We start from the raw sequence: 20,858 nt of genomic DNA on the forward strand, positions 1-20,858 counted from the left end.
CGCCTACTTGTTTGTCGCATCCGGCTCGGGCGGCGGGATATCGGGCGGGGAAATGTCCGGCGCCGATCCTTCCGCGGGCGGCGGCGTCAGTTCCGGCGCATCCATCTGTTCCAGCGGCACGTCGATCTGCACCTTGTCGACATCGACGTCGACCTTCTTGTCCAGGCCCATCGTCACCATGCCGGGGAACACGATCACCAGGGCGACCATGATGACCTGGATCACCACAAAGGGCACCGCCCCCCAGTAGATATCGGTCGTCCGCACACTCGCAGGCGCCACCGAGCGCAGGTAGAACAGCGCAAAGCCGAACGGCGGGTGCATGAACGAGGTCTGCATGTTCACACCCAGCAGAATGCCGAACCAAATCAGATCAATGCCCAGCTTCTCGGCCACCGGCCCAAGCAGCGGCACGACGATGAACGAGAGCTCGAAGAAGTCGAGGAAGAACGCGAGCAGGAACACCAGGATGTTCACGACGATCAGGAAACCAACCTGGCCGCCCGGCAGATCCAGCAGCAGATGCTCGACCCACTTGTGGCCATCCACGCCATAGAAGGTCAGGCTGAACACCCGCGCGCCAACGAGGATGAAGACCACGAAGGCCGTCAGCTTGGCGGTGGATTCCATCGCCTGCCTCAGGAGCTTGCTGTCCAGGCGCTTACGCATCACCGCCATGATCAGCGCGCCGGTGGCCCCCATCGCGCCGCCTTCGGTCGGCGTTGCAATGCCGAGGAAGATCGTGCCCAGCACCAGGAAGATCAGCAGCAGCGGCGGGATCAGCACGAAGGTCACTTGCTCGGCCATGCGTGACAGCAGGCCGATCCGCAACAGCTTGTTGATCACGGCAAGCAGAAACGCGAAGATCACCCCGGACGCCATCACCATGACGATCTTCTCGTCGGTCGGCGCGTCCGGCTTGTTGGCGTAGTACCAGTGCTCGAACGCCACGGCAGCCGCAACCGCCAGCGCCACCAGCACAGCCAGCGAACGCAGCCCGCTCTTGCCGTCCGGCTCGCGAATGGTGCGGGCTTCGGCGGGCAGCGCTGGTGCCCATGAAGGGCGCACCATCGTGACCAGGACGATGTAACCCACATACAGGCCGGTGAGCACGAAGCCGGGGATGAAGGCGCCCTTGTACATATCGCCCACCGAGCGCCCCAGCTGGTCGGCCATGATGATCAGCACCAGCGAAGGCGGAATGATCTGAGCCAGCGTGCCGGATGCGGCGATCACGCCGGACGCAAGCCGCTTGTCGTAGCCGTAGCGCAGCATGATCGGCAGTGAAATAAGGCCCATCGAGATCACTGACGCCGCCACCACGCCGGTGGTTGCCGCCAGCATCGCGCCGACAAAGATCACTGCAAAAGCGAGACCACCCCGCACCGGGCCAAACAGCTGGCCGATGGTTTCGAGCAGATCCTCCGCCATGCCGCTGCGTTCAAGAATCAGCCCCATGAAGGTGAAGAACGGGATCGCGAGCAGCGTGTCGTTGCTCATCACCCCCCAGATCCGGTCCGGCAAGGCCTGGAACAGCGACGGCTGCAGCAACCCGAGTTCGATGCCGACCAGCCCGAACACGACGCCGGTCGCCGCCAGCGCGAAGGCCACGGGGTAGCCGACCAGCAGCATCACGACCATCGACAGGAAGATGATCGGCGCGATGTTGTGGATGAGGAAGTCCATTACTTGCCCTCCCCTTCCGCCAGACCACGCATCTTGCGGATCTCCTCGGCCAGCTCTTCCTCTTCGGAAGGCCCGACAATCCCTTCACTCGGATCAGGGCCATGACCGGTAAGGAAGGCGAGCCGTTTGAAGATCTCCGAGAAGCCCTGCAGGATCAGCAGGAACACGCCCACCGGCAGGATCAGGCGCGCGGGCCACAGCTTCAGGCCGCCTGCGTTGGCCGAAGTCTCACCGCTCTGCAGGCTGGTCATGAACACCGGCCACGACAGCTTGAGGATGATGAAGGCCATCGGGAACAGGAAGAACACAGTGCCGAAGATGTCGATCCACATCTGTGTGCGCTTGGAGAACTTGCCGTAGATCACATCGATGCGGACGTGAGCATTCTTCTGCAAGGCAAACGCAGCGCACAGCAGGAACACGCCGGAAAACAGGTACCACTGGATTTCCAGCAGCGAGTTGGAGCTCATGTTGAAGAGCTTGCGTACCACCGCGTTGCCGGCGCTGATCAGGGTCATGATCAGGATCAGCCAGAACGCGGCACGCGCAATCCGCTCGTTGAGCAGATCGATGAGGCGGGATAGCCGCAGCAGAATACCCAAGGTTTTGTCTCCTCACTGGTGGTGGCGGGCCCTCTTGGTGGGGCCCGTTTATCGTTGTGGCGCAAGTATGGCATCGGCGGGCGCAAGACATAAAATCGCGCTTCGCTTCCCGATGGACACCACCTCCGCATGACCGCACGCCTCTGCCTGATCCGCCACGGCGAAACCGACTGGAACGTCGCTCGCCGCATTCAGGGCCACACCGACATCCCGCTCAACCACACGGGACTCGAGCAAGCCCGCCTGCTCGCGCAGAGCCTCGCCGACGAACAGTTCGATGCGATCTACTCGAGCGACCTCGGGCGTGCCCGGCAAACCGCCGAAGCGGTCGCGCACCGCCTGCATCTGCCGGTTCGACTCGATCCGCTGTTGCGTGAACGCCACTACGGCGACTTCCAGGCGCTGACCTACGATGAAGCCCGGGCACGCTTTCCCGAGGCTTACACACACTTCGAGACGCGCGTGCCGGACGCCGACTTCCCGGGTGGCGGCGAGAGCCTGAACGTATTCCTCGCACGCGTGCGTGACGCACTCAACCGGATCGCCGACGCACACCCTGGCGGCAGCGTGCTAGTTGCCACGCATGGCGGCGTGCTCGACATGGCCCATCGCGTGGCGGCCGATCTGCCGCTCGAAAAGCGGCGCGACTTCCCGATCAGCAACGCCACCGTAAATTGGCTGATGCGTGAAGACGGTGACTGGCGGATTCTGGTGTGGGACGAACGCAGCCACCTCGATCGTGCGCTGGACGAACTGCCATGAGGCGCCAGCGCCTTGCCGCGCTGCAAAAAACCTGAGGAAACAAGCACCTGTCGCGTGCTAAAATTCGCGTTTTACCCCACTGCCAGACCAACATCGCCATGTTCTCAAAGCAGCAGACCCTTGCCAAAGTCGATCCGGAACTCTGGGCCGCGATCGAAGCGGAAAACCGCCGCCAGGAAGATCACATCGAGCTGATCGCCTCCGAAAACTACGTCAGTGCTGCGGTGATGGAAGCCCAGGGCTCCCAGCTCACCAACAAGTACGCTGAGGGTTACCCCGGCAAGCGCTACTACGGCGGCTGCGAGCATGTCGACGTGGTCGAGCAACTGGCGATCGATCGCCTGAAGAAGGTCTTCGGTGCCGATGCCGCCAACGTTCAGCCGAACTCCGGTTCGCAGGCCAACCAGGCCGTGCTGATGGCCTTCGCCAAGCCGGGCGACACGATCATGGGCATGAGCCTCGCAGAAGGCGGCCACCTGACGCACGGCATGCCGCTGAACATGTCCGGCAAGTGGTTCAACGTCGTCGCCTACGGCCTCGACGCGAAAGAAGAGATCGACTACGAGGCGATGGAAGCGCTGGCGCGTGAGCACAAGCCGCGCATCATCGTGGCCGGCGCCTCGGCCTACTCGCTGCGTATCGACTTCGAACGCTTCGCCAAGATCGCGAAGGAAGTCGGCGCGATTTTCTGGGTCGACATGGCGCACTACGCCGGCCTGATCGCCGCCGGTTGCTATCCGAACCCGGTGCCGCACGCCGACGTCGTCACCTCGACCACGCACAAGACGCTGCGCGGCCCGCGCGGTGGCGTGATCCTGATGAAGGCCGAGCACGAGAAGGCGATCAACTCCGCCATCTTCCCGGGCCTGCAGGGTGGCCCGCTCGAGCACGTGATTGCCGCGAAGGCCGTTGCCTTCAAGGAAGCGCTGACGCCCGAGTTCAAGCACTACCAGGAACAAGTCATCAACAACGCCCGCGTGATGGCGCGCGTGCTGTCGGAACAACGCGGCCTGCGCATCATCTCCGGCCGTACCGAGAGCCATGTTTTCCTCGTCGATCTGCGAGCCAAGAACATCACCGGCAAGGACGCTGAAGCCGCGCTGGGCCGTGCCCACATCACGGTGAACAAGAACGCGATCCCGAAGGACCCGGAGAAGCCCTTCGTCACCAGCGGCATCCGCATCGGCTCGCCGGCGATGACCACCCGCGGCTTCACCGAAATCGAAGCCGAGCGCGTGGCACACCTGATCGCCGATGTGCTGGATGCGCCGGCCGACGAAGCGGTGCTGGCCCGCGTGCGCGAAGAAGTGTCCGCGCTGTGCAAGAAGTTCCCGGTCTACGGCGCGTGACGAGCACGCCTCGACACCGCTAGACTCGACGGGCGCCGCATTGCGGCGCCCGTTTCACATCCAGAACCTGTTACGAGCGCCCAGCCAGCCATGAAATGTCCCTTCTGCAGCACCCCGTCCACGCAGGTCACCGACACCCGTGAGAACGAGGAAGGCGACATCGTCCGCCGCCGCCGTCGCTGCCTGCATTGCGACAAGCGCTTCACGACCTACGAACGGATCGAATTGCGCATGCCGCAGGTGGTCAAGCGCAATGGCAGCCGCACCGAGTACGACCACGAAAAACTGCGTGCCAGCATGAAGCTCGCGCTGCGCAAGCGCCCGGTCACGGCCGAGAGCGTCGATTCCGCGATCAGCCGCATCGAGGAGAAACTGCTGTCGCTGGGCGAACGCGAGATCCCGAGTGAGAAGCTCGGTGAACTGGTGATGCGCGAACTGAAGAAGCTCGACAAGGTTGCCTACATCCGCTTCGCATCGGTGTATCGGAACTTCGAAGACGCGGAAGAGTTTTCCGAGGTGATCCGCGAAGTCAGTACCCGCGCGCGCCGCGCCAAGGCCGCCGAGTGAGCTTCAGCAGCGACGACCATCGCTACATGGCACGCGCGCTGCAACTTGCAGAGCGCGGCCGCTACATCACCTCGCCCAACCCCCGCGTCGGCTGCGTGATCGTGCGCGACGGCCGCATCGTCGGTGAAGGCTGGACGCAACCGGCCGGCCAGAATCATGCCGAGATCCAGGCGCTGAACGACGCCGCCGCACGCGGCGAAGACGTCCGCGGCGCCACCGCCTACGTCACACTCGAACCCTGCAGCCACTTCGGTCGCACCCCGCCTTGTGCGGACGCGCTGGTGCGCGCCGGACTCGGCCGCGTCGTCTCGGCGATGGAAGATCCGAATCCACTGGTGAGCGGCAAGGGGTTGCGTCGGCTCAACGAAGCCGGCATCGCCACCGCCAGCGGCCTGCTCGCTGGTGACGCGCGCGAACTCAACGCCGGATTCGTGTCGCGCATGACACGCGGTCGCCCTTGGGTACGCGTGAAGATCGCTGCATCGGCCGACGGCCGTACCGCACTCGCGAATGGCCAGAGCCAATGGATCACCGGCGAGGCCGCACGGCGCGATGTACATCACTGGCGGGCGAGCGCCTGCGCGGTGCTGACCGGTATCGGCACGGTGCTCGCGGACAACCCGCAACTGAACGTGCGGCATATCGCGGCCACGCGCCAGCCCAAACGCGTGGTTGTGGACGCGCGACTCGACACCCCGCCAACGGCCGCGCTGTTCAATGGCAGCGAGGTCTGGATCGCCACAGCAAACCCGCAGGGACCAAAGGCGGATGCACTGCGCGCAGCCGGCGCCACCTTGCTCACATGTCCGATCGATGTCGCGGGCCGGGTGGACCTTCCGGCATTGTTCGCAGAACTCGCTCAGCGCGGCGTTAATGAGCTGATGGTCGAGGCCGGCGCGCGCCTGTCAGGTGCCGTCATCGCTGCCGGCCTGGCGGACGAAATCCTGCTCTACCTGGCGCCGTGTCTGATGGGGCACGACGCCCGCGCACTCGCCGACCTACCGTCGATCGGCGCAATGGGCGATGTTGCTCGAATGCGCTGGGCGGATGTCCGCAAGCTTGGTGACGATCTGCGGCTGACGCTGCGTCCGTGAAGCCACTTCGGCCATTGCTTGCAAGCGCCGCCTTCGTCGGGCTGTCGGTCATATCGGTCGCGGCAAACGCATCGCCCTGCTCCGGCGTAGACCGCAGCCTGACCATGGCACAACGGCAAACCTACCGCCCCGCGGTCGAAGCTCATCTCAATGCGCAACTCGCCGCGCCGCTGGGCACGACGATCTCACTCGCACCTGCCGACATCTTCCAACAATTCCGAGTCGGGCGATGGCACATCGTCTACGTCAACACGACCATCTCTGACGAGGCCTTCCTCTTTTACGACCGCCGTCCGGACAGGCGACCGGCCTACCTGGCCGACTGGGCGGGCGCCGCCACCTTCGATGAAGGGCCGGAGATCATTGCTTGGTTGCAAAAGGATCTACCTGGCTTGCCAGCCAAGCTCGCCGCCTGCTTCGCGTGGCATGTGACGCGAGCGCGAGACAAATAAACCGACGGCGCCCGCCGGGTCCCTGTCAGCTCGCAGCACCACAAACAGCGCATGTTGCGTCGCGCGGACAGCGCACCTCACGCCAGCGCATTGCGAGCGCATCAAGCAACAGCAAACGGCCCGCCAGCGACTCGCCGCAACCAGCAAGCAACTTGAGCGCTTCCGCCGCTTGTGTAGCGCCGACAATACCGGTGAGCGGCGCGAACACGCCGGTCACCGCGCAGCGCAACTCCTCCAATGATTCGCCTTCCGGAAACAGGCAGTGGTAGCACGGTGCGCCGTCCCGGCGGAGGTCGAAGACGCTGATCTGGCCGTCGAATCGGATCGCAGCGCCCGACACCAGCGGTTTGCGGAAGCGCACACAGGCCCGATTCACTGCATGGCGGGTGGCGAAGTTGTCGCAGCAATCGAGCACCACATCCGCCTTCTCGACTTCCTCGTCGAGCGCAGCGCCCTCAAGCCGTGCCTGCAAGGCAACGATCTCGATCTCGGGGTTCAACGCCCGCAACGCGCGCTCGCCGGACACGACCTTCGGCTGACCCACCGTCGCCTGGGTATGCAGGATCTGCCGCTGCAAGTTGGTCAGATCAACCTCGTCGCCATCCGCCAGCACTAGCGTACCGACGCCGGCCGATGCCAGGTAAAGCGCAGCCGGCGAACCGAGGCCGCCAGCCCCGACCACCAGCACGCGCGCAGCGCAAATCGCCGCCTGCCCGGCAATATCGATTTCAGGCAACAGAATGTGGCGAGAGTAACGCAGCAGTTGTTCGTCGTTCATGGGCCCAATTCCAGATACAAAAACGGCGCGGAGTGTTTCCGCGCCGTCGGGTCTAGCTGCACCGCGGCCGGGCTATTTGTACTCGCGCAGTTCGGCCGGCGTGTCGTCGTGATCGCCATGCGGGTGATGCTCCCAGGCTTTCACATAGACCTCGTTTGATTTCTTGATCAACCGCTCGGGCGAGCGGAGGTTCCGCAGCTGCGTGTCTTCACAGTAGTGGATCACGGCATTGTGGATGCGCGTGTAGAACGACGGGTCGAGGTGAAAGCCCATGCTCACCAGAAGCCCCTCAACCTCTTCCAGGGAATGGTCGGCCAGTGAGTACGTGATCCACAGCGATTCGGGCCGCAGGCCGCGTTCCACCACCAGCCCCGGCACCGAAGTCAGCCGCAGCAGGGCCTGTTCTGACTGCCCCGCGGGCTCGACATGAAAACGCACTTCGCGGCGCTTGCGCAGCACCTCGGCGTCGCAGTTGAGGCTGTGCGCCCTGTGTTTCCTGCCGGCGAGCCGGTAAGCCTTGTCGCGTTCCAACATGGCCAATCCTCCCTCGTTTGCCGGCGCCGCGCTCCCCCACGCAACGTCGCACCGAACCGCGTCCGGCGCGACGTGGCAGGCGGTTTCAGCGTGTCTTCTGGACGATCTGCATGCCCTTCAGCACGTTGAGCGCTTGCGCCAGTTGATGGTCGTTCTTGCCACCGATTTCAAACGGTGCGAGCGGCGCATCCTGCTCCTCACCGTCCTTCTCCTTGCCCTTGCCCGCCGGCTTCGCCTTGGCGCTTGGCTCGGCCTTCGCTGGCGCGGCTTCAGGCGCCGCGGCCGGGGTTTCCAGATGACGCTCCAGGTCCGCTTCGCGCAAACGCTGGAACGAGCCATTCGGCGTGTCATCGACCACGATATCCGGCGCGATGCCCTTGGCCTGGATCGAGCGGCCGCTAGGCGTGTAGTAACGCGCCGTCGTCAGTTTGATCGCGGTGTTGCCGGCCAGCGGCAGAATGCTCTGCACCGAGCCCTTGCCGAAGGTCTGCGTCCCGACCACCACGGCGCGCTTGTGATCCTGCAGCGCGCCAGCAACGATTTCAGACGCTGACGCACTCGCACCGTTCACGAGCACCACCATCGGCGCGTTCTTCGCGGCGGCCGGCACCGTCTTCAGGAAGTCATCCTTGCTGCCACGCAGGTAGTCTTGCGGTGCAACGTAGAACTTGTGACGCGAATCGTCGGTACGGCCGTCGGTCGACACCACCAGCGTCTGCGCCGGCAGGAAGGCACCCGATACACCGACGGCGGCATGCAGCAAGCCGCCCGGATCGTTGCGCAGATCCAGCACGATCGCCTTGATGCCCTGCTTGTCGAGCTTGGTCAGCTCCTTGGCGATCGCCGGCGCGGTGTTTTCCTGGAACTGTGCAACGCGCAGGTAGGCAATGCCCGGCTCGACCATCCGCGCCTTCACGCTTTGCACCTGAATCACTTCGCGCATCAGCGTCAGCTCAATCGGCTTGTTCTCACCCTTGCGAGCGATCGTCAGCTTGATCGAGGTCTTCGGCTTGCCGCGCATCTTCTTTACCGCGTCGTTCAGGGTCATGCCCTTCACCGCAGTGTCGTCGAGCTTGATGATCAGATCACCCGGGCGCACCCCGGCGCGGAAGGCCGGCGTATCTTCGATCGGCGAGATGACCTTGACGAAGCCGTCTTCCATGCCGACTTCGATGCCCAACCCGCCAAACTCGCCCTGCGTGCCAACCTGCAGATCCTTGTAGGCCTCCGGGTCGAGATAGGTCGAATGCGGGTCTAGGCCGGAGAGCATGCCGCTGATCGCGTTGGTGATCAGCTTCTTGTCCTCGACCGGCTCGACGTAGCCCTGTTTGATGGCGTTGAACACCTCGGCGAAGGCGCGCAGCTCTTCCACCGGCAGCGGCGCAGCGGCTTCTTTGTTGGCGCTGGCGGAATAGTTGAGGCTCAGCGCAACACCCGCGCACAAGCCAACCATCACCAACCCCGCCTGCTGCAACTTGCCGCGCATCTTTGTTTCCTGTGCCATCTGGTTCTCTGTTGTATCGGTCCGGCTCACTGGTTCTTCAACGCGATCCGACCCATTTCGCGGGATCCTGCGCCTGACCGTGATGCCTGATTTCAAAGTATAAACCCGATTCCTCGCTGCCCCCGCTTGCGCCAATGCTCGCGATCGGGTCGCCGGCGCGCACCGAGGTGCCAGCCGGTTTGTAGAGCGCCTCGTTGTTGCCGTAGACAGTCATATAACCATCGCCGTGGTCGATGATGACCAAGTTGCCGAAGCCGCGCAGCCAGTCGGCGTACACGACCCGACCAGCGGCAACTGCGCGGACGTCGCCGCTCGCAACGCGGATGAAGACGCCCTTCCATTGCGCGCCGCCTTCCGCCCTTGGAGCACCAAAGCGGCCGACAAGTTCACCGCGCACCGGCCATTTGAGTTTGCCCTTCAATTCGCCGAAGGCGATCGACGGCACGCTATCGTCGGCAGCTTCCTCGGCCTTGCCGGTTACCGGTTCGCTTGCTGGCGCTTCTGGCGTCTTGGCACCTGTCGTCGGCGGGCGCTCGGCCGACGATTTTCCGGCAACTTCGGGTGCCGGTTTTGCGGCCAGTTTGGGCTTCACCGGCTTACGCGGTGGCGGCAGGCGCGAAAGGCCATCGAGCAGCTTGCCGAGCCGCTTCTCATCCTGTTTGAGTGAGCTGACCTCGCGCCGCTGCGCCTTGATCTTGTCCTGGATCCGCGCGAGCACTTCGGCGCGCTGCTTCTGCTCACGTTGCAGTTCGGCGGTCTCCGCGGCCTGCTCGCGCTCGAGTGCCGCGATTTGCTCGCGCCGCTGACGGACTTCCTCGATCAGGCGTTCGTGCTCGGCGAGTGTTTGGCGGGCCGCTTCGATCTCACGCTGGCGCGCCTCGGCGAGACGCTCAAGGTAGTACGCATCGCGCGCGATCTGGTTCGGATCATCCGCACTCAGCAGGGCGCGCGTGCCGGCACGGCGGCCGAACACGTAGTAACGAAAGAGTGTGTCACCGAGCGCCTTGCGCTGGGCCTCCAGCTTTGCCGCGACGGCGTCGCGCTCGGCTTCGCGCTGCGCAATCTCGGCTTCGGTCGCGGCCCGCTCGGCTGCGATCTCGCGCAGGCGACGACGCGCGGCGGAAATCGCCTTCTCGGCGCCGGAAAGCTCATCTGCGGCCTCGCTCCGCGACGCTTCGGATGAGGCGATTTCCTCCTGCAGCCCACGAATCCGCTGGTGGAGTTCATCGAGATCGGCCTTGCGGGCGTCGATCTCTGCGGTGTTGCGCGTCGCCGCACTGCCGGCGGTCGCAAACAAAAGGGCGAGGAGCGCCAAAGCGCCCCTCGCCCCGATCGGTAAGGATCGAATCACGAACCAGCCGGTCTTACTTGGCCTTGCCCTGGTTCGCAACAGCCGCAGCAGCAGCGGCGATCACGTCCGGATCAGCGAGGTAGTAGTGCTTGATCGGCTTGAGGTCGGCGTCGAGCTCATACACCAGCGGCTGGGCCGTCGGGATGTTCAGCTCGAGGATCTCGGCTTCCGACATGTTGTCGAGGTACTTGATCAGCGCACGCAGGCTGTTGCCGTGGGCGGCGATGATCACGCGCTTGCCAGCCTTCACTTCCGGCGCGATGGTTTCGAGCCAGTAGGGCACGAAACGGGCAACCGTATCCTTCAGGCACTCGGTGCGCGGGAACTCGGCGGCCGGCAGGTCGTGGTAGCGCGGGTCATTGGTGTTCAGGCGTGCGTCGCCTTCTTCCAGCGCGGGCGGCGGTACGTCGTACGAACGGCGCCAGATCTTGACTTGCTCGTCACCGAACTTGGCCGCGGTCTCGCCCTTGTCGAGGCCTTGCAGCGCGCCGTAGTGACGCTCATTCAGGCGCCACGAGTGCACCACCGGCAGCCACAGCTGGTCGATTTCTTCCAGCACGGTATTGAGCGTCTTGTTCGCGCGCTTGAGCACCGAAGTGAAGGCCAGATCAAACGAGTAGCCCTTTTCCTTCAGCAGCTTGCCGGCGGTCTTGGCTTCCTCGACGCCCTTCGGGGTCAGGTCCACGTCGGTCCAGCCGGTGAAGCGGTTTTCGAGGTTCCAGGTGGACTCACCATGGCGCATCAGAACGATCTTGTACATACAGACTCCTGAAACACGTGTTTTTGCTAGGGGGACACATCAACCGCGCCCGGTCTGGAACGGAAGCCCGTCAAAGGCGTCCTGCGCGAGATGGTGGTATTTTATCGGATTCGGCCACCGCACTTCCCGCTTTTAGGCCGCTTTCTGAGTTGGATCATGGAGTTCATCAAGCAAAACGTCTTCCTTGTCGTGATCACTGTCGTCTCTGGCGCCATGCTGATTGCCGAATTCATGCGTGGCCGCGGGGGCGCCAGCGGCGTCACGCCGGTCGAGGCCACACTTCTGATCAACCGTGAGAATGCAATCGTCGTGGATGTGCGCGAGGCGGACGAGTTCGCCAGCGGCCACCTGCCGAATGCGCGAAACATTCCGCTCGGCGAACTGGCAAAGCGCGCCGGCGAACTGGCGAAGTTCAAGAATAAGCCGATCATCTTGGTCTGCCAGAGCGGCGCCCGTTCCAACAGCGCGCTGGGCACACTGAAGGCAGCAGGCATCGAGAAGGCCTACAACCTTTCTGGCGGCATCGCCCTGTGGCGCAAGGACAACCACCCGGTCGTCAAGGGCTGAGGCACACCATGGCAAAAGTCGTGATGTACGCCACCGCTGTGTGCCCGTTCTGCGTGCGCGCCGAGCAGCTGTTGCGGCGCAAGGGCGTGAGCGAGATCGAAAAGATCCGCATCGACCTTGATCCCGCCCAGCGCGACCACATGATGGAGATCACTGGCCGGCGTACCGTGCCGCAGATCTTCATCGGCGAACGCCACATTGGCGGCTGCGACGACTTGTATGCACTGGATCATGCCGGCGAGCTTGATCCGCTGCTTGCCGGCCCGGACGCCTGAACGCGGTCGGGCATAATCCAGTTTCGTTTGCAGGCTCCTCGCCTGCGCCCCATTCAACATCACCACACCAGGCAGTAAAAAATGAGCGAACAAGCACAACCGGTCTTCTCGATCGAAAAACTCTACGTCAAGGATCTCTCGATCGAGGTGCCGAACGCGCCGCAGATCTTCCTCGAGCGCGAAGCGCCGCAGATCGCCGTCGAGCTGAACACCGCCGCCAACAAGGTTGACGACGGCTACTACAACGTCGTGGTGAACGTCACCGTCAAGGCCACCTCGGGCGAGAAGACCGTGTTCCTGGTTGAAGTCGCCCAGTGCGGCGTGTTCCAGATCCGCAACTTCGCCGAAGCCGATGTTCAGCCGGTGACGATGATCGGCTGCGCCAACATCCTCTTCCCGTACGCCCGTGAAGCCGTCTCCGACGCGATCACCCGCGCCGGCTTCCAGCCGATCCTGCTGGCCCCGGTGAACTTCGAAGCGCTGTACCAGGCCCGCCAGGAACAGCAGCAAGCCGCTGGCAGCGACGTGGTGATCCAGTAATCACGCATGCGCGCACTTGCAGCCTGGCTGTCCGCCGCCGCGATCGCCTTTCCGGGCGCCGCGGCGGCGCTTGAATTCCGTGCCGTGAACGAGGTGGCGGTGCTCTACGACGCACCCTCGAAGCAAGGCAAAAAGCTCTTCGTGATCCAGCGCGGTACGCCGGTCGAACTGATCGTCGGGCTGGATCAGTGGGCCAAGGTCCGTGACGCATCGGGTGGCATCGCTTGGATCGAGCGTAAATCGCTCGCCAATGCCCGCACCGTGATCGTCACCGCGGCCACCGCCGACATCTACCAGCAGGCCGACGCCGCCAGCCCGGTGGCTTTCCGCGCCGAGAAGGATGTCATCCTTGAGTTCGGCGAGAAGCTGAGTTCCGGCTGGGTCCGCGTCAAACATCGCGACGGCGCAAGCGGCTTCGCCCGCGCCCAGGATGTCTGGGGCGACTGATGCCCCCAGCGTGCGGCAGCGCCAGCGCGCTGCCTGCCACGCACTTTCCCGCCAACCAGCCTAGAGTGAAAGCACCATGAGCCGCATCGCCATCCTGGGTTCGGGCGCTTGGGGGACTGCACTGGCCCTCAGCTTTTCCGCGCGCCATTCGATCGCACTGTGGGGGCGGGAGACCGACCTTCAGGCGCAGTTGCGCAGCTCGCGCGAAAATCCGTTGCTACCCGGCGTGAAACTGCCAGCATCGGTCGACGTTGTCGACTCGCACGCCGAAGCCTTCTCCGGCGCGGACCTGGTGCTGGTTGTCACACCCACGGCCGGCCTGCGTTTCTGCCTTCGCTCGGTCGCCGAACTGGCGCCGTCGCTCCCGGTAATCTGGGCCTGCAAGGGGCTGGAGGCCGGCACCGGCAAGCTGCCACACGATATTGCGGCGGACGAGCTTGGTGCCGCACACCCGGTTGCAGTGCTGACCGGCCCGAGTTTTGCGCAGGAAGTTGCGGCCGGGCTTCCTGGCGCCGTCACGCTTGCCGGCAATTCGCTCGCTTTTGCAACGCATTGGGCGGCACAGCTGCATCACAACCGGCTGCGCATCTACGCGGCGGACGACGTGGTCGGCGCCGAGGTGTCCGGTGCGGTGAAGAATGTGCTGGCGATTGCAACCGGCATCTGCGACGGCATGGGCTTCGGGCTCAACGCCCGCGCCGCGCTGATCACGCGCGGCCTGGCCGAGATCACGCGCCTCGGCCTCGCACTTGGCGGGCGTCGTGAAACCTTCAGCGGCCTCGCTGGCGTAGGCGACCTCATCCTCACATGTACCGGCGATCTGTCGCGCAACCGCCGCGTCGGCCTCGCCCTGGCCGAAGGCCGCAAGCTCGACGAGATCCTCGACAGCCTGGGCCATGTCGCCGAAGGGGTGCCGACTGCGCGTGAAGTGGCCGCGCTGGCGCGCAGGCTCGGCGTGGACATGCCGATCACCGCGGCAGTCGACGCGGTGCTGCACGAGGGGTTGCCGCCACGCGAAGCGGTCGAGCGCCTGCTCGCGCGCGACCCCAAGATCGAAGGCTGAAGCTGGCGCTCAGGCCGGCGCGGTGACGCGCTGCGCCGTAGAACCACGGACGATCAGCTCACCGCGCAGCACCACGCGGCGAACCGCCTGCGATGGCTGCGCTATGCGCTGCAACAGCAATTCGATCGCGGCATGCCCGATGTCGTAGGTGGGCTGTGCAATCACAGTAAAGCCCGGATCCACCAAGCGGACCCAAGGCAGGTCATCGAAGCCTGCCACGGCGATACGTTCCGGGCACGGCAGGCCCAGCTCCCGCACCGCTTCTGCAACCCCGAGCAATAGCAGGCCGTTGCTTGCCATGAGCGCCTCGGGCGGCTGCCGACCGGCGAGGAGCTCAAGCGCGGCATCGCGCGCATCGGCCACCACCGGCCGCAAGGCGGAGGCTTGCGCAGCCAATCCGGCGCGCGCCATCGCCAGCGAGTAGCCCTCGTTCCGCTGCTGACCCGTCGCACTGCCCGCGCCATACAGAAAGGCGATGCGGCGGTGGCCGCGCTCGATCAGGTGTTCAGTCAGGCGGTAGGCCGCGTCGACGTTGTCGAGCACCACGGCATCGGCCTCGGTGCTACGTTCGCAACGGTCAACAAGCACCACCGGGAAGGTGTAGTCGCTCGCGCGGAACTGCGAGAGCAGTTGCAGCGTCGGCGACAGGATCACGCCGCTGACGTTCTCGTTGTGCATCAGCTCCAGATAGAAGGCCTCCTTCTCCGGGTCCTCATCGGCATTGCACAGGATAACGCGCTGGCCGTGTTCGTAGGCCATGTCCTCCACCGCGCGGCTGACCTCGGTAAAGAAGGGGTTACGGATATCCGACACGATCAGCCCGATGGTGTCCGTACGGCGCGAGCGCAGTCGCCGCGCCGCCAGGTCAGGCCGGTAGTTCAGTGCCTTCGCGGCGGCCTGGACGCGCGCCCGGGTGTCTTCGCTGACGCCAGGCAAGCCGGACAGCACGCGGGAGACGGAGGCCACAGACACCCCCGCGTGTTTCGCCACATCAATGATCCGAGCCATGCCCTACCCCGCCGCAATGTAATCGATTACGCATTCATTCTGCCCCAAAACCCGGGAGGTGTGCGTTCTGAGCAGCAATTTTCTTGCTGGAACGCTTTTATTCACGGACCCACCCTCCATCCAGCAAAGGCTTTGAAGCCCGAACAAGCGGGGGATAAATAAAAATCTTTGACACATCAAATGTAATCGATTACAAAGAGAACATCCAATCTTGGCATGCACGCTCGGAGTAGGCGATGGAAACGATTACAAGCAAGTGCGTTTTGCTGAACGCTCAGGCCACCGACAAGACGGCTGCGATCCGCCTTGCGGGGCAACTTCTGGTTGAGGCCGGCTACATCGAGCCGGGCTATGTAGACAGCCTGCTCAAGCGCGAAGAAGTCGCGAATACGCTGCTGGGAGCAACGGTCGCGATACCGCACGGCATGGTCGACGACCGTCACCTGATCCGCCGTACCGGTGTGGCCGTGGTGCAGATCCGGAACGGCGTGAGCTGGAAAGACGGCGAGCCCGCGCGGCTGATCGTCGCGATCGCGGCACAGTCCGACGAACACATTGCCCTGCTTCGGCGCCTGACCCGCCTGATGCAGCGTCCCGAGAGCATCGAGATGCTGGTCGAAACGGATGACCCGGAGCTGATCGTGAGCGCGCTGGCCGACGTCCCCGCGGCACCGCCCTTCCCCGCCCCGGTCGCGCTGCCTTGGCCGGCCGACGCCGAGGCGAGCTGGGCGCTGGACTATCCGAATGGCTTGCACGCCCGCCCGGCGACACGCTGGACCGAGGTTGCCAAGCGTTTCAGCAGCGAGATCCGCATCGTCAAAGGGCTGGAGTTCGCTGACGCAAAAGCGCTCACCGGCCTGCTCTCGCTCGGCGCCACGCGCGGCGACACACTCAATGTTGCCGCACGCGGCAACGACGCACGCCGCGCGGTCGACGCCATGCTGGAAGTGATGCGTACGCTGTCGTCCGAGGAACAGGCCGATGCCGAGCGCGCACGCCGCAACGCGATGGCAGCGCGCCGCCAGGCGCCAGACTGGCTGCCCGAGCACGCCTCACAAACGCTCTACGGCCTTGGCGCGAGCCCCGGCCTCGCAATCGGCCAGCTGGTGCATCACGCCGCGCAGCGCTTCGACATCCAGGACACCCCGGGTGACGTCATCGCCGACGGCGAAGCGCTGGAAGCCGCGGTGCTGAAGGTGCGCGATGCGCTCAGCGTGCTCGAAGCGGAAACCCGCAGCCGCCTTGGCGCCAATGAGGCAGCCATCTTCAGCGCGCATCGCGAACTGCTAAGCGACGCCGAACTGCTGCGCGATGCCATGGTGCAGATCCTGCACGGTCACGGCCCGGCATGGTCCTGGCAGCATGTGATCAAGGCGCGCGTAGAGAAATTGCAGAGCCTCGCCGATCCGCTGCTCGCCGCCCGCGCCACCGATCTGCGCGACGTCAGCGAGCGGGTGCTGGGCACCCTGCTCGGCGTGACACGCCAGCGCATGGTGCTGAACGCACCGAGCATCCTGGTCGCCGAAGACCTGACGCCGTCCGACACGCTGCAGCTCGACATGCGCTTCATCGTCGGCCTTGCGATCAGTGGCGGCGGGCCGACTTCGCACACCGCCATCCTCGCCCGCACGCTGGGCCTGCCGGCCATCGTCGCCGCCGGCAGCGCGCTCCTCGCGGCTCCCGAGGGCAGCAAGGCGGTGATCGATGGCAGCGTCGGCGCGGTGTACCTTGATGTGGCGGGCGCCGACCTCGACCGCGCCGAAGCGGTTATCGCCGCACAGGCCGCCGCCCGTGCCGCCCTGCGCGAAAGCCGCCACCAGCCCGCCGAAACAACCGACGGCCACCGCGTCGAAATCGCAGCCAACGTCGCCAACGCCAAGCAGGCCGCCGCGGCGATCGAGGCTGGCGCAGAGGGCGTGGGCCTGATGCGCACCGAGTTTCTATTCCTGGAGCGCGACACCGCGCCGGACGAGGACGAGCAATACCGCATCTACCGCGAGATGACCGAGGTGATGGCCGGCCGGCCGCTGATCATCCGCACGCTGGACATCGGCGGCGACAAGCAGGTGCCCTACCTGAACCTGCCGGCGGAAGAAAACCCCTTCCTCGGCGTGCGTGGCGCGCGCCTGCTGCTGACCCGCCAGGACCTGCTCTACACCCAGTTGCGCGCGTTGTATCGCGCAGCCAAACACGGCCCGATCAAGATCATGTTCCCGATGGTCACGCACACCGTCGAGATCGAAGCCCTTCGCACCCATTGCGCCCGTGCCCGTGCGCAGGTGGATGGCCCGGTGGTGCCGATCGGCATCATGGTGGAAGTGCCCGCCGTCGCGGTGATGGCCGACCGCTTCGCGCCGCTGGTCGACTTCTTCTCGATCGGCACAAACGACCTGACGCAATACACGCTGGCGATCGACCGCCAGCACCCGGATCTGGCCGCTCAGGCCGATAGCCTGCACCCCGCGGTGCTGACGTTGATCGCCAGTACCGTACGGGCCGCAAAGGCATCCGGCACATGGGTGGGCGTGTGCGGCGGCCTTGCGGGGGACCCCTTGGGCGCCCGCATCCTCACCGGCCTCGGCGTCGATGAACTGTCGATGAGCGCGCAGGACGTCGCGTCGGTGAAGGCCGCACTACGCAGCGAGTCGCTCGCCGCCATGCAGACACTGGCCGAACGCGCGGTCGCGGCCAGCACCCCTGAAGCGGTGCGCGCGCTATGAACTCGATCGCTACATCCCGCAGCCCCGTGGTGCTGACGCTCACGCTGAACCCGGCGCTGGATCACACGATCGCGGTGAGTGAGCTCAAGCTTGGCGAGGTCAACCGCGCGCTGAGCATGCAGGCCGACGTGGGCGGCAAGGGCATCAACGTCGCGTCCTGCCTCGCCGACTATGGCGTGCCGACAGCAGTCAGTGGCCTGCTCGGGCGTGACAACGCCGCGCAGTTCGAGGCACTGTTTGCCGCAAAGCAGATCGACAACCGCTTCCACTACCTCGACGGCCTGACCCGCATCAACACCAAACTGGTAGACCGCGCAACCGGCGAGACCACCGACGTGAACATGCCCGGCCCCAGCCTTTCCGCTGATGCCATCGCACAGGCGACGGCTCACTTCGAGGCTTGCCTGGATGCCCTGCTACCGCAGGCTGGCTGGGTTGTGCTCGCAGGCAGCCTGCCTCCAGGTTGGCCGGCCGAAATCTATGCCCGCCTGATCGAAGCGGTACGCCAGCGCGGCGGGCGTAGCCTGCTCGATGCCAGCGGTGCGGCACTGGCCGCAGCGATCGCGGCCGGGCCGGATATCGCAAAACCGAACCGCGACGAACTCGCCGAACTGGTCGGCCATGCGCTGCCGGACGTCGACGCAGTCGTCGCAGCAGGCCGCACGCTGCTGCACGACACGCCGGCACTCCGCACCCTGGTCGTCTCGATGGGCGGCGATGGCGCGCTGTTCCTGAATCGCGAAGAAGCGCTGCTGGCACACCCCGCGGAGATCGAGCCCGTCAGCACCGTCGGTGCCGGTGACGCGATGGTGGCCGGCATCGTGGCCGCAACGCTGGAACGCGCAAGCCTCAAGGCCGCCGCGCAGCTCGCAACCGCTTTTTCGGCAGCCAAGCTCACCAGGCTCGGGCCGCATCTGCCGGCACCGGATGAGGTACGCGCACTCGCCGAACGCATACGCACCACCGTAGTCGCCTGACTCCGACACGCACACCACACAGCACACCAAAAGAGGAGATCCACCATGGCACGCATAGTCGCCGTGACCGCCTGCCCCACCGGCATCGCGCACACATTCATGGCCGCCGAAGCGCTTGAGCAAGCTGCTGCGCGGCTGGGCCACACGATCCGCGTCGAAACGCAGGGTTCGGTTGGTACCCGCAACGCACTGAGCGATGCCGACATCGCAGCAGCCGATCTGGTCATCATCGCCGCCGATACACAGGTCGACAAAGCCCGCTTCGGCGCCAAGCGGATCGTCGAAGGCCCCACCGCACCGGCGATCCGTGACGCAGACAGCGTAATCCGCCAGGCCCTGGCAGGCGCCGCTTCGCCGGCAGCGCAGCCCGCCGCCGCTGCACGCAACCCGGCGATGCCGCAGATCGTGGCGATCACCTCCTGCCCCACCGGCATCGCACACACCTTCATGGCCGCAGAAGGCCTGGAAGGCGGCGCCAAGGCGGTCGGCCGCACGATCAAGGTCGAGACCCAAGGCTCGGTCGGCGCGCAGAACGCGCTGACGGCCGATGAAATCGCGAATGCCGAGATCGTCGTGATCGCGGCCGACACCAAGGTGGACAAGAGCCGCTTTGCCGGCAAGCGCATCTACGAGACCAACACCAAGGCCGCCATCAACGACGGCGCGGCCCTGATCCGCACTGCGCTGACCGAAGCACGCGTGGGCGCCGCCGCTGACATGGCCGACAAGGTGAAGGATGTGAAGGCCCAGCAATCGGCCGCGCGCACCGGTGCCTACAAGCACTTGATGACCGGCGTGTCCTTCATGATCCCCTTCGTCGTCGCGGGCGGCCTGCTGATCGCACTCGGCTTCGCGCTGGGCGGCATCTATGTGTATGACGACGCACACAAGGGCACGCTGGGCTGGACGCTGTTCACGATCGGCGCGAAGAGTGGCTTTGCGCTGATGGTGCCGATCCTCGCCGGCTACATCGCACACTCGATCGCGGATCGCCCCGGCCTCGCGCCCGGCATGATCGGCGGCATGATCGCCGCGTCGATCGGCTCAGGCTTCCTCGGCGGTATCGCCGCGGGCTTCCTTGCCGGCTACACGGTGAAATTCCTCAACGACAAGATCCAGCTCGGCCGCAATCTCGACGGCCTCAAGCCGGTGTTGATCCTGCCGCTGCTCGGCACCACCATCGTCGGCCTGCTGATGTACTACGTGGTCGGCGAGCCGGTCGCTGCAGTGCTCGGAGCGATCACCGCATGGCTCAAGGGCCTGCAGGGTTCCAGCGCGGTGTTCCTCGGCCTGCTGCTGGGTTCGATGATGGCCTTCGACATGGGCGGCCCGATCAACAAGGCCGCCTACGCCTTCGCCACCGGCCTGCTCGGTAGCGATGTGTTCGCACCGATGGCCGCGGTGATGGCCGCCGGCATGACGCCGCCGCTGGGCATCGCGCTCGCGACGATGCTGTTCAAGAACCGCTTCTCGGAAGACGAACGCGAAGCCGGCAAGGCCACCGCAGTGCTGGGCATTTCGTTCATCACCGAAGGCGCGATCCCCTTCGCGGCGAAAGACCCGCTGCGCGTGATCCCGGCACTGATGGCCGGCTCGGCCACCGCCGGCGCGTTGTCGATGGTGCTGGGCTGCACGCTGCGCGTGCCGCACGGTGGCGTGTTCGTGCTGCCGATCCCGAATGCGGTGGGCAACCTCGGCGGCTACATCCTTGCGCTGGTCGCGGGCACTGCGGTCACCGCCGTGGCGCTGTATGCGCTGAAGAAGCCGGTGGAAGCCACCGCCTGACGCAGCACTTCACGCAAGCCAACGCCCGCCGGCTAAA

Annotated in this window: 21 protein-coding genes; 13 read left to right on the plus strand and 8 right to left on the minus strand. The window is 65.1% G+C overall.

Features of this window, described 5'->3' with window-relative positions:
• Window positions 1-3: 3 nt before the first annotated feature.
• On the minus strand, window positions 4-1,686 hold the full coding sequence (locus tag HH302_RS18715; RefSeq protein ID WP_172203893.1) for a TRAP transporter large permease subunit: 1,683 nt from the start codon (window positions 1,684-1,686) through the stop codon (window positions 4-6).
• Window positions 1,686-2,288 carry a TRAP transporter small permease subunit gene (locus HH302_RS18720; protein ID WP_172203895.1) on the minus strand — a complete coding sequence of 201 codons (603 nt, stop codon included), beginning with the start codon at window positions 2,286-2,288 and terminating at the stop codon, window positions 1,686-1,688. The genes HH302_RS18715 and HH302_RS18720 overlap by 1 nt, the downstream gene beginning before the upstream one ends.
• A 129-nt stretch (window positions 2,289-2,417) precedes the next feature.
• On the opposite strand from HH302_RS18720, the gene HH302_RS18725 reads away from it, so the two are divergent.
• The 5 genes from HH302_RS18725 to HH302_RS18745 all read left to right on the plus strand — a co-directional run bounded on the left by HH302_RS18725 (window position 2,418) and on the right by HH302_RS18745 (window position 6,512).
• Window positions 2,418-3,050, plus strand: coding sequence for a histidine phosphatase family protein (locus HH302_RS18725; protein WP_172203897.1), 633 nt, complete (start codon window positions 2,418-2,420; stop codon window positions 3,048-3,050).
• Between the two features lie 98 nt (window positions 3,051-3,148).
• Complete coding sequence (gene glyA / locus HH302_RS18730; protein WP_172203899.1) at window positions 3,149-4,399, plus strand: serine hydroxymethyltransferase; 1,251 nt, start codon at window positions 3,149-3,151, stop codon at window positions 4,397-4,399.
• Window positions 4,400-4,489: 90 nt separating this feature from the next.
• On the plus strand, window positions 4,490-4,966 hold the full coding sequence (gene nrdR, locus HH302_RS18735; RefSeq protein ID WP_172203902.1) for a transcriptional regulator NrdR: 477 nt from the start codon (window positions 4,490-4,492) through the stop codon (window positions 4,964-4,966).
• Window positions 4,963-6,060, plus strand: a complete 1,098-nt coding sequence (ribD, locus tag HH302_RS18740; RefSeq protein WP_371814733.1) for a bifunctional diaminohydroxyphosphoribosylaminopyrimidine deaminase/5-amino-6-(5-phosphoribosylamino)uracil reductase RibD — start codon at window positions 4,963-4,965, stop codon at window positions 6,058-6,060. Before nrdR ends, ribD begins: the two co-directional genes overlap by 4 nt.
• A 104-nt stretch (window positions 6,061-6,164) precedes the next feature.
• Entirely contained in the window at window positions 6,165-6,512 is a 348-nt protein-coding gene (locus HH302_RS18745) for a hypothetical protein (protein ID WP_172203904.1), read from the plus strand.
• Window positions 6,513-6,537: 25 nt separating this feature from the next.
• Here HH302_RS18745 and HH302_RS18750 read toward each other — a convergent pair whose 3' ends face one another.
• The 5 genes from HH302_RS18750 to gpmA all read right to left on the minus strand — a co-directional run bounded on the left by HH302_RS18750 (window position 6,538) and on the right by gpmA (window position 11,439).
• The gene (locus tag HH302_RS18750; RefSeq protein ID WP_172203906.1) at window positions 6,538-7,290 is read right to left on the minus strand and encodes a molybdopterin-synthase adenylyltransferase MoeB; all 753 of its coding nucleotides are present in this window, start codon (window positions 7,288-7,290) and stop codon (window positions 6,538-6,540) included.
• Between the two features lie 72 nt (window positions 7,291-7,362).
• Window positions 7,363-7,824, minus strand: coding sequence for a hypothetical protein (locus HH302_RS18755; RefSeq protein WP_246479815.1), 462 nt, complete (start codon window positions 7,822-7,824; stop codon window positions 7,363-7,365).
• An 85-nt stretch (window positions 7,825-7,909) separates the two neighbouring features.
• A complete protein-coding gene (locus tag HH302_RS18760) occupies window positions 7,910-9,310 on the minus strand; it encodes a S41 family peptidase (RefSeq protein WP_172204157.1) in 1,401 nt (466 codons plus the stop codon).
• A gap of 55 nt (window positions 9,311-9,365) precedes the next feature.
• Entirely contained in the window at window positions 9,366-10,643 is a 1,278-nt protein-coding gene (locus tag HH302_RS18765) for a murein hydrolase activator EnvC (RefSeq protein WP_172203908.1), read from the minus strand.
• Between the two features lie 49 nt (window positions 10,644-10,692).
• Window positions 10,693-11,439: a 2,3-diphosphoglycerate-dependent phosphoglycerate mutase gene (gene gpmA, locus HH302_RS18770; RefSeq protein WP_172203910.1), complete on the minus strand. Its 747-nt coding sequence runs from the start codon at window positions 11,437-11,439 to the stop codon at window positions 10,693-10,695.
• A gap of 156 nt (window positions 11,440-11,595) precedes the next feature.
• Here gpmA and HH302_RS18775 point away from each other — a divergent pair, with 156 nt between their 5' ends.
• The 5 genes from HH302_RS18775 (at window position 11,596) to HH302_RS18795 (ending at window position 14,331) form a co-directional block, all read left to right on the plus strand.
• Entirely contained in the window at window positions 11,596-12,006 is a 411-nt protein-coding gene (locus HH302_RS18775; RefSeq protein ID WP_172203912.1) for a rhodanese-like domain-containing protein, read from the plus strand.
• A gap of 8 nt (window positions 12,007-12,014) precedes the next feature.
• Window positions 12,015-12,281: a glutaredoxin 3 gene (gene grxC / locus HH302_RS18780; protein WP_172203914.1), complete on the plus strand. Its 267-nt coding sequence runs from the start codon at window positions 12,015-12,017 to the stop codon at window positions 12,279-12,281.
• Window positions 12,282-12,362: 81 nt separating this feature from the next.
• The gene (gene secB, locus HH302_RS18785) at window positions 12,363-12,821 is read left to right on the plus strand and encodes a protein-export chaperone SecB (protein ID WP_172203916.1); all 459 of its coding nucleotides are present in this window, start codon (window positions 12,363-12,365) and stop codon (window positions 12,819-12,821) included.
• 6 nt (window positions 12,822-12,827) lie between these two features.
• Window positions 12,828-13,268: an SH3 domain-containing protein gene (locus HH302_RS18790; RefSeq protein WP_172203918.1), complete on the plus strand. Its 441-nt coding sequence runs from the start codon at window positions 12,828-12,830 to the stop codon at window positions 13,266-13,268.
• A 76-nt stretch (window positions 13,269-13,344) separates the two neighbouring features.
• Window positions 13,345-14,331, plus strand: coding sequence for an NAD(P)H-dependent glycerol-3-phosphate dehydrogenase (locus HH302_RS18795; protein WP_172203920.1), 987 nt, complete (start codon window positions 13,345-13,347; stop codon window positions 14,329-14,331).
• Between the two features lie 9 nt (window positions 14,332-14,340).
• Here the strand turns inward: HH302_RS18795 and HH302_RS18800 are convergent, their stop codons facing one another.
• Complete coding sequence (locus tag HH302_RS18800) at window positions 14,341-15,339, minus strand: LacI family DNA-binding transcriptional regulator (RefSeq protein WP_172203922.1); 999 nt, start codon at window positions 15,337-15,339, stop codon at window positions 14,341-14,343.
• 236 nt (window positions 15,340-15,575) lie between these two features.
• Between HH302_RS18800 and ptsP the strand changes: the two genes are divergently transcribed.
• Genes ptsP through HH302_RS18815 form a run of 3 tightly spaced genes read left to right on the plus strand, consistent with a single transcriptional unit; the run spans window position 15,576 to window position 20,821 of the window.
• Window positions 15,576-18,059 (plus strand): phosphoenolpyruvate--protein phosphotransferase, encoded by a 2,484-nt coding sequence (gene ptsP / locus HH302_RS18805; RefSeq protein ID WP_172203924.1) that lies wholly within the window; start codon window positions 15,576-15,578, stop codon window positions 18,057-18,059.
• A complete protein-coding gene (pfkB, locus tag HH302_RS18810) occupies window positions 18,056-19,036 on the plus strand; it encodes a 1-phosphofructokinase (protein WP_172203926.1) in 981 nt (326 codons plus the stop codon). Before ptsP ends, pfkB begins: the two co-directional genes overlap by 4 nt.
• A gap of 45 nt (window positions 19,037-19,081) precedes the next feature.
• Complete coding sequence (locus HH302_RS18815; RefSeq protein ID WP_172203928.1) at window positions 19,082-20,821, plus strand: PTS fructose-like transporter subunit IIB; 1,740 nt, start codon at window positions 19,082-19,084, stop codon at window positions 20,819-20,821.
• Window positions 20,822-20,858: the final 37 nt, after the last annotated feature.

This window comes from Niveibacterium sp. COAC-50 (assembly GCF_013184235.1).
Lineage (GTDB): Bacteria > Pseudomonadota > Gammaproteobacteria > Burkholderiales > Rhodocyclaceae > Niveibacterium > Niveibacterium microcysteis.

Bases quoted from the DNA above. Each gene is read 5' to 3' on its own strand.
- grxC (WP_172203914.1), top strand. From the start codon at position 12,015: ATGGCAAAAGTCGTGATGTACGCCACCGCTGTGTGCCCGTTCTGCGTG.
- HH302_RS18775 (WP_172203912.1), top strand. From the start codon at position 11,596: ATGGAGTTCATCAAGCAAAACGTCTTCCTTGTCGTGATCACTGTCGTC.
- gpmA (WP_172203910.1), bottom strand. From the start codon at position 11,439: ATGTACAAGATCGTTCTGATGCGCCATGGTGAGTCCACCTGGAACCTC.
- HH302_RS18755 (WP_246479815.1), bottom strand. From the start codon at position 7,824: ATGTTGGAACGCGACAAGGCTTACCGGCTCGCCGGCAGGAAACACAGG.
- HH302_RS18790 (WP_172203918.1), top strand. From the start codon at position 12,828: ATGCGCGCACTTGCAGCCTGGCTGTCCGCCGCCGCGATCGCCTTTCCG.
- pfkB (WP_172203926.1), top strand. From the start codon at position 18,056: ATGAACTCGATCGCTACATCCCGCAGCCCCGTGGTGCTGACGCTCACG.
- HH302_RS18725 (WP_172203897.1), top strand. From the start codon at position 2,418: ATGACCGCACGCCTCTGCCTGATCCGCCACGGCGAAACCGACTGGAAC.
- nrdR (WP_172203902.1), top strand. From the start codon at position 4,490: ATGAAATGTCCCTTCTGCAGCACCCCGTCCACGCAGGTCACCGACACC.
- HH302_RS18745 (WP_172203904.1), top strand. From the start codon at position 6,165: ATGGCACAACGGCAAACCTACCGCCCCGCGGTCGAAGCTCATCTCAAT.
- HH302_RS18715 (WP_172203893.1), bottom strand. From the start codon at position 1,686: ATGGACTTCCTCATCCACAACATCGCGCCGATCATCTTCCTGTCGATG.
- secB (WP_172203916.1), top strand. From the start codon at position 12,363: ATGAGCGAACAAGCACAACCGGTCTTCTCGATCGAAAAACTCTACGTC.
- glyA (WP_172203899.1), top strand. From the start codon at position 3,149: ATGTTCTCAAAGCAGCAGACCCTTGCCAAAGTCGATCCGGAACTCTGG.
- HH302_RS18750 (WP_172203906.1), bottom strand. From the start codon at position 7,290: ATGAACGACGAACAACTGCTGCGTTACTCTCGCCACATTCTGTTGCCT.
- HH302_RS18800 (WP_172203922.1), bottom strand. From the start codon at position 15,339: ATGGCTCGGATCATTGATGTGGCGAAACACGCGGGGGTGTCTGTGGCC.
- HH302_RS18795 (WP_172203920.1), top strand. From the start codon at position 13,345: ATGAGCCGCATCGCCATCCTGGGTTCGGGCGCTTGGGGGACTGCACTG.
- HH302_RS18815 (WP_172203928.1), top strand. From the start codon at position 19,082: ATGGCACGCATAGTCGCCGTGACCGCCTGCCCCACCGGCATCGCGCAC.
- ptsP (WP_172203924.1), top strand. From the start codon at position 15,576: ATGGAAACGATTACAAGCAAGTGCGTTTTGCTGAACGCTCAGGCCACC.
- HH302_RS18760 (WP_172204157.1), bottom strand. From the start codon at position 9,310: ATGCGCGGCAAGTTGCAGCAGGCGGGGTTGGTGATGGTTGGCTTGTGC.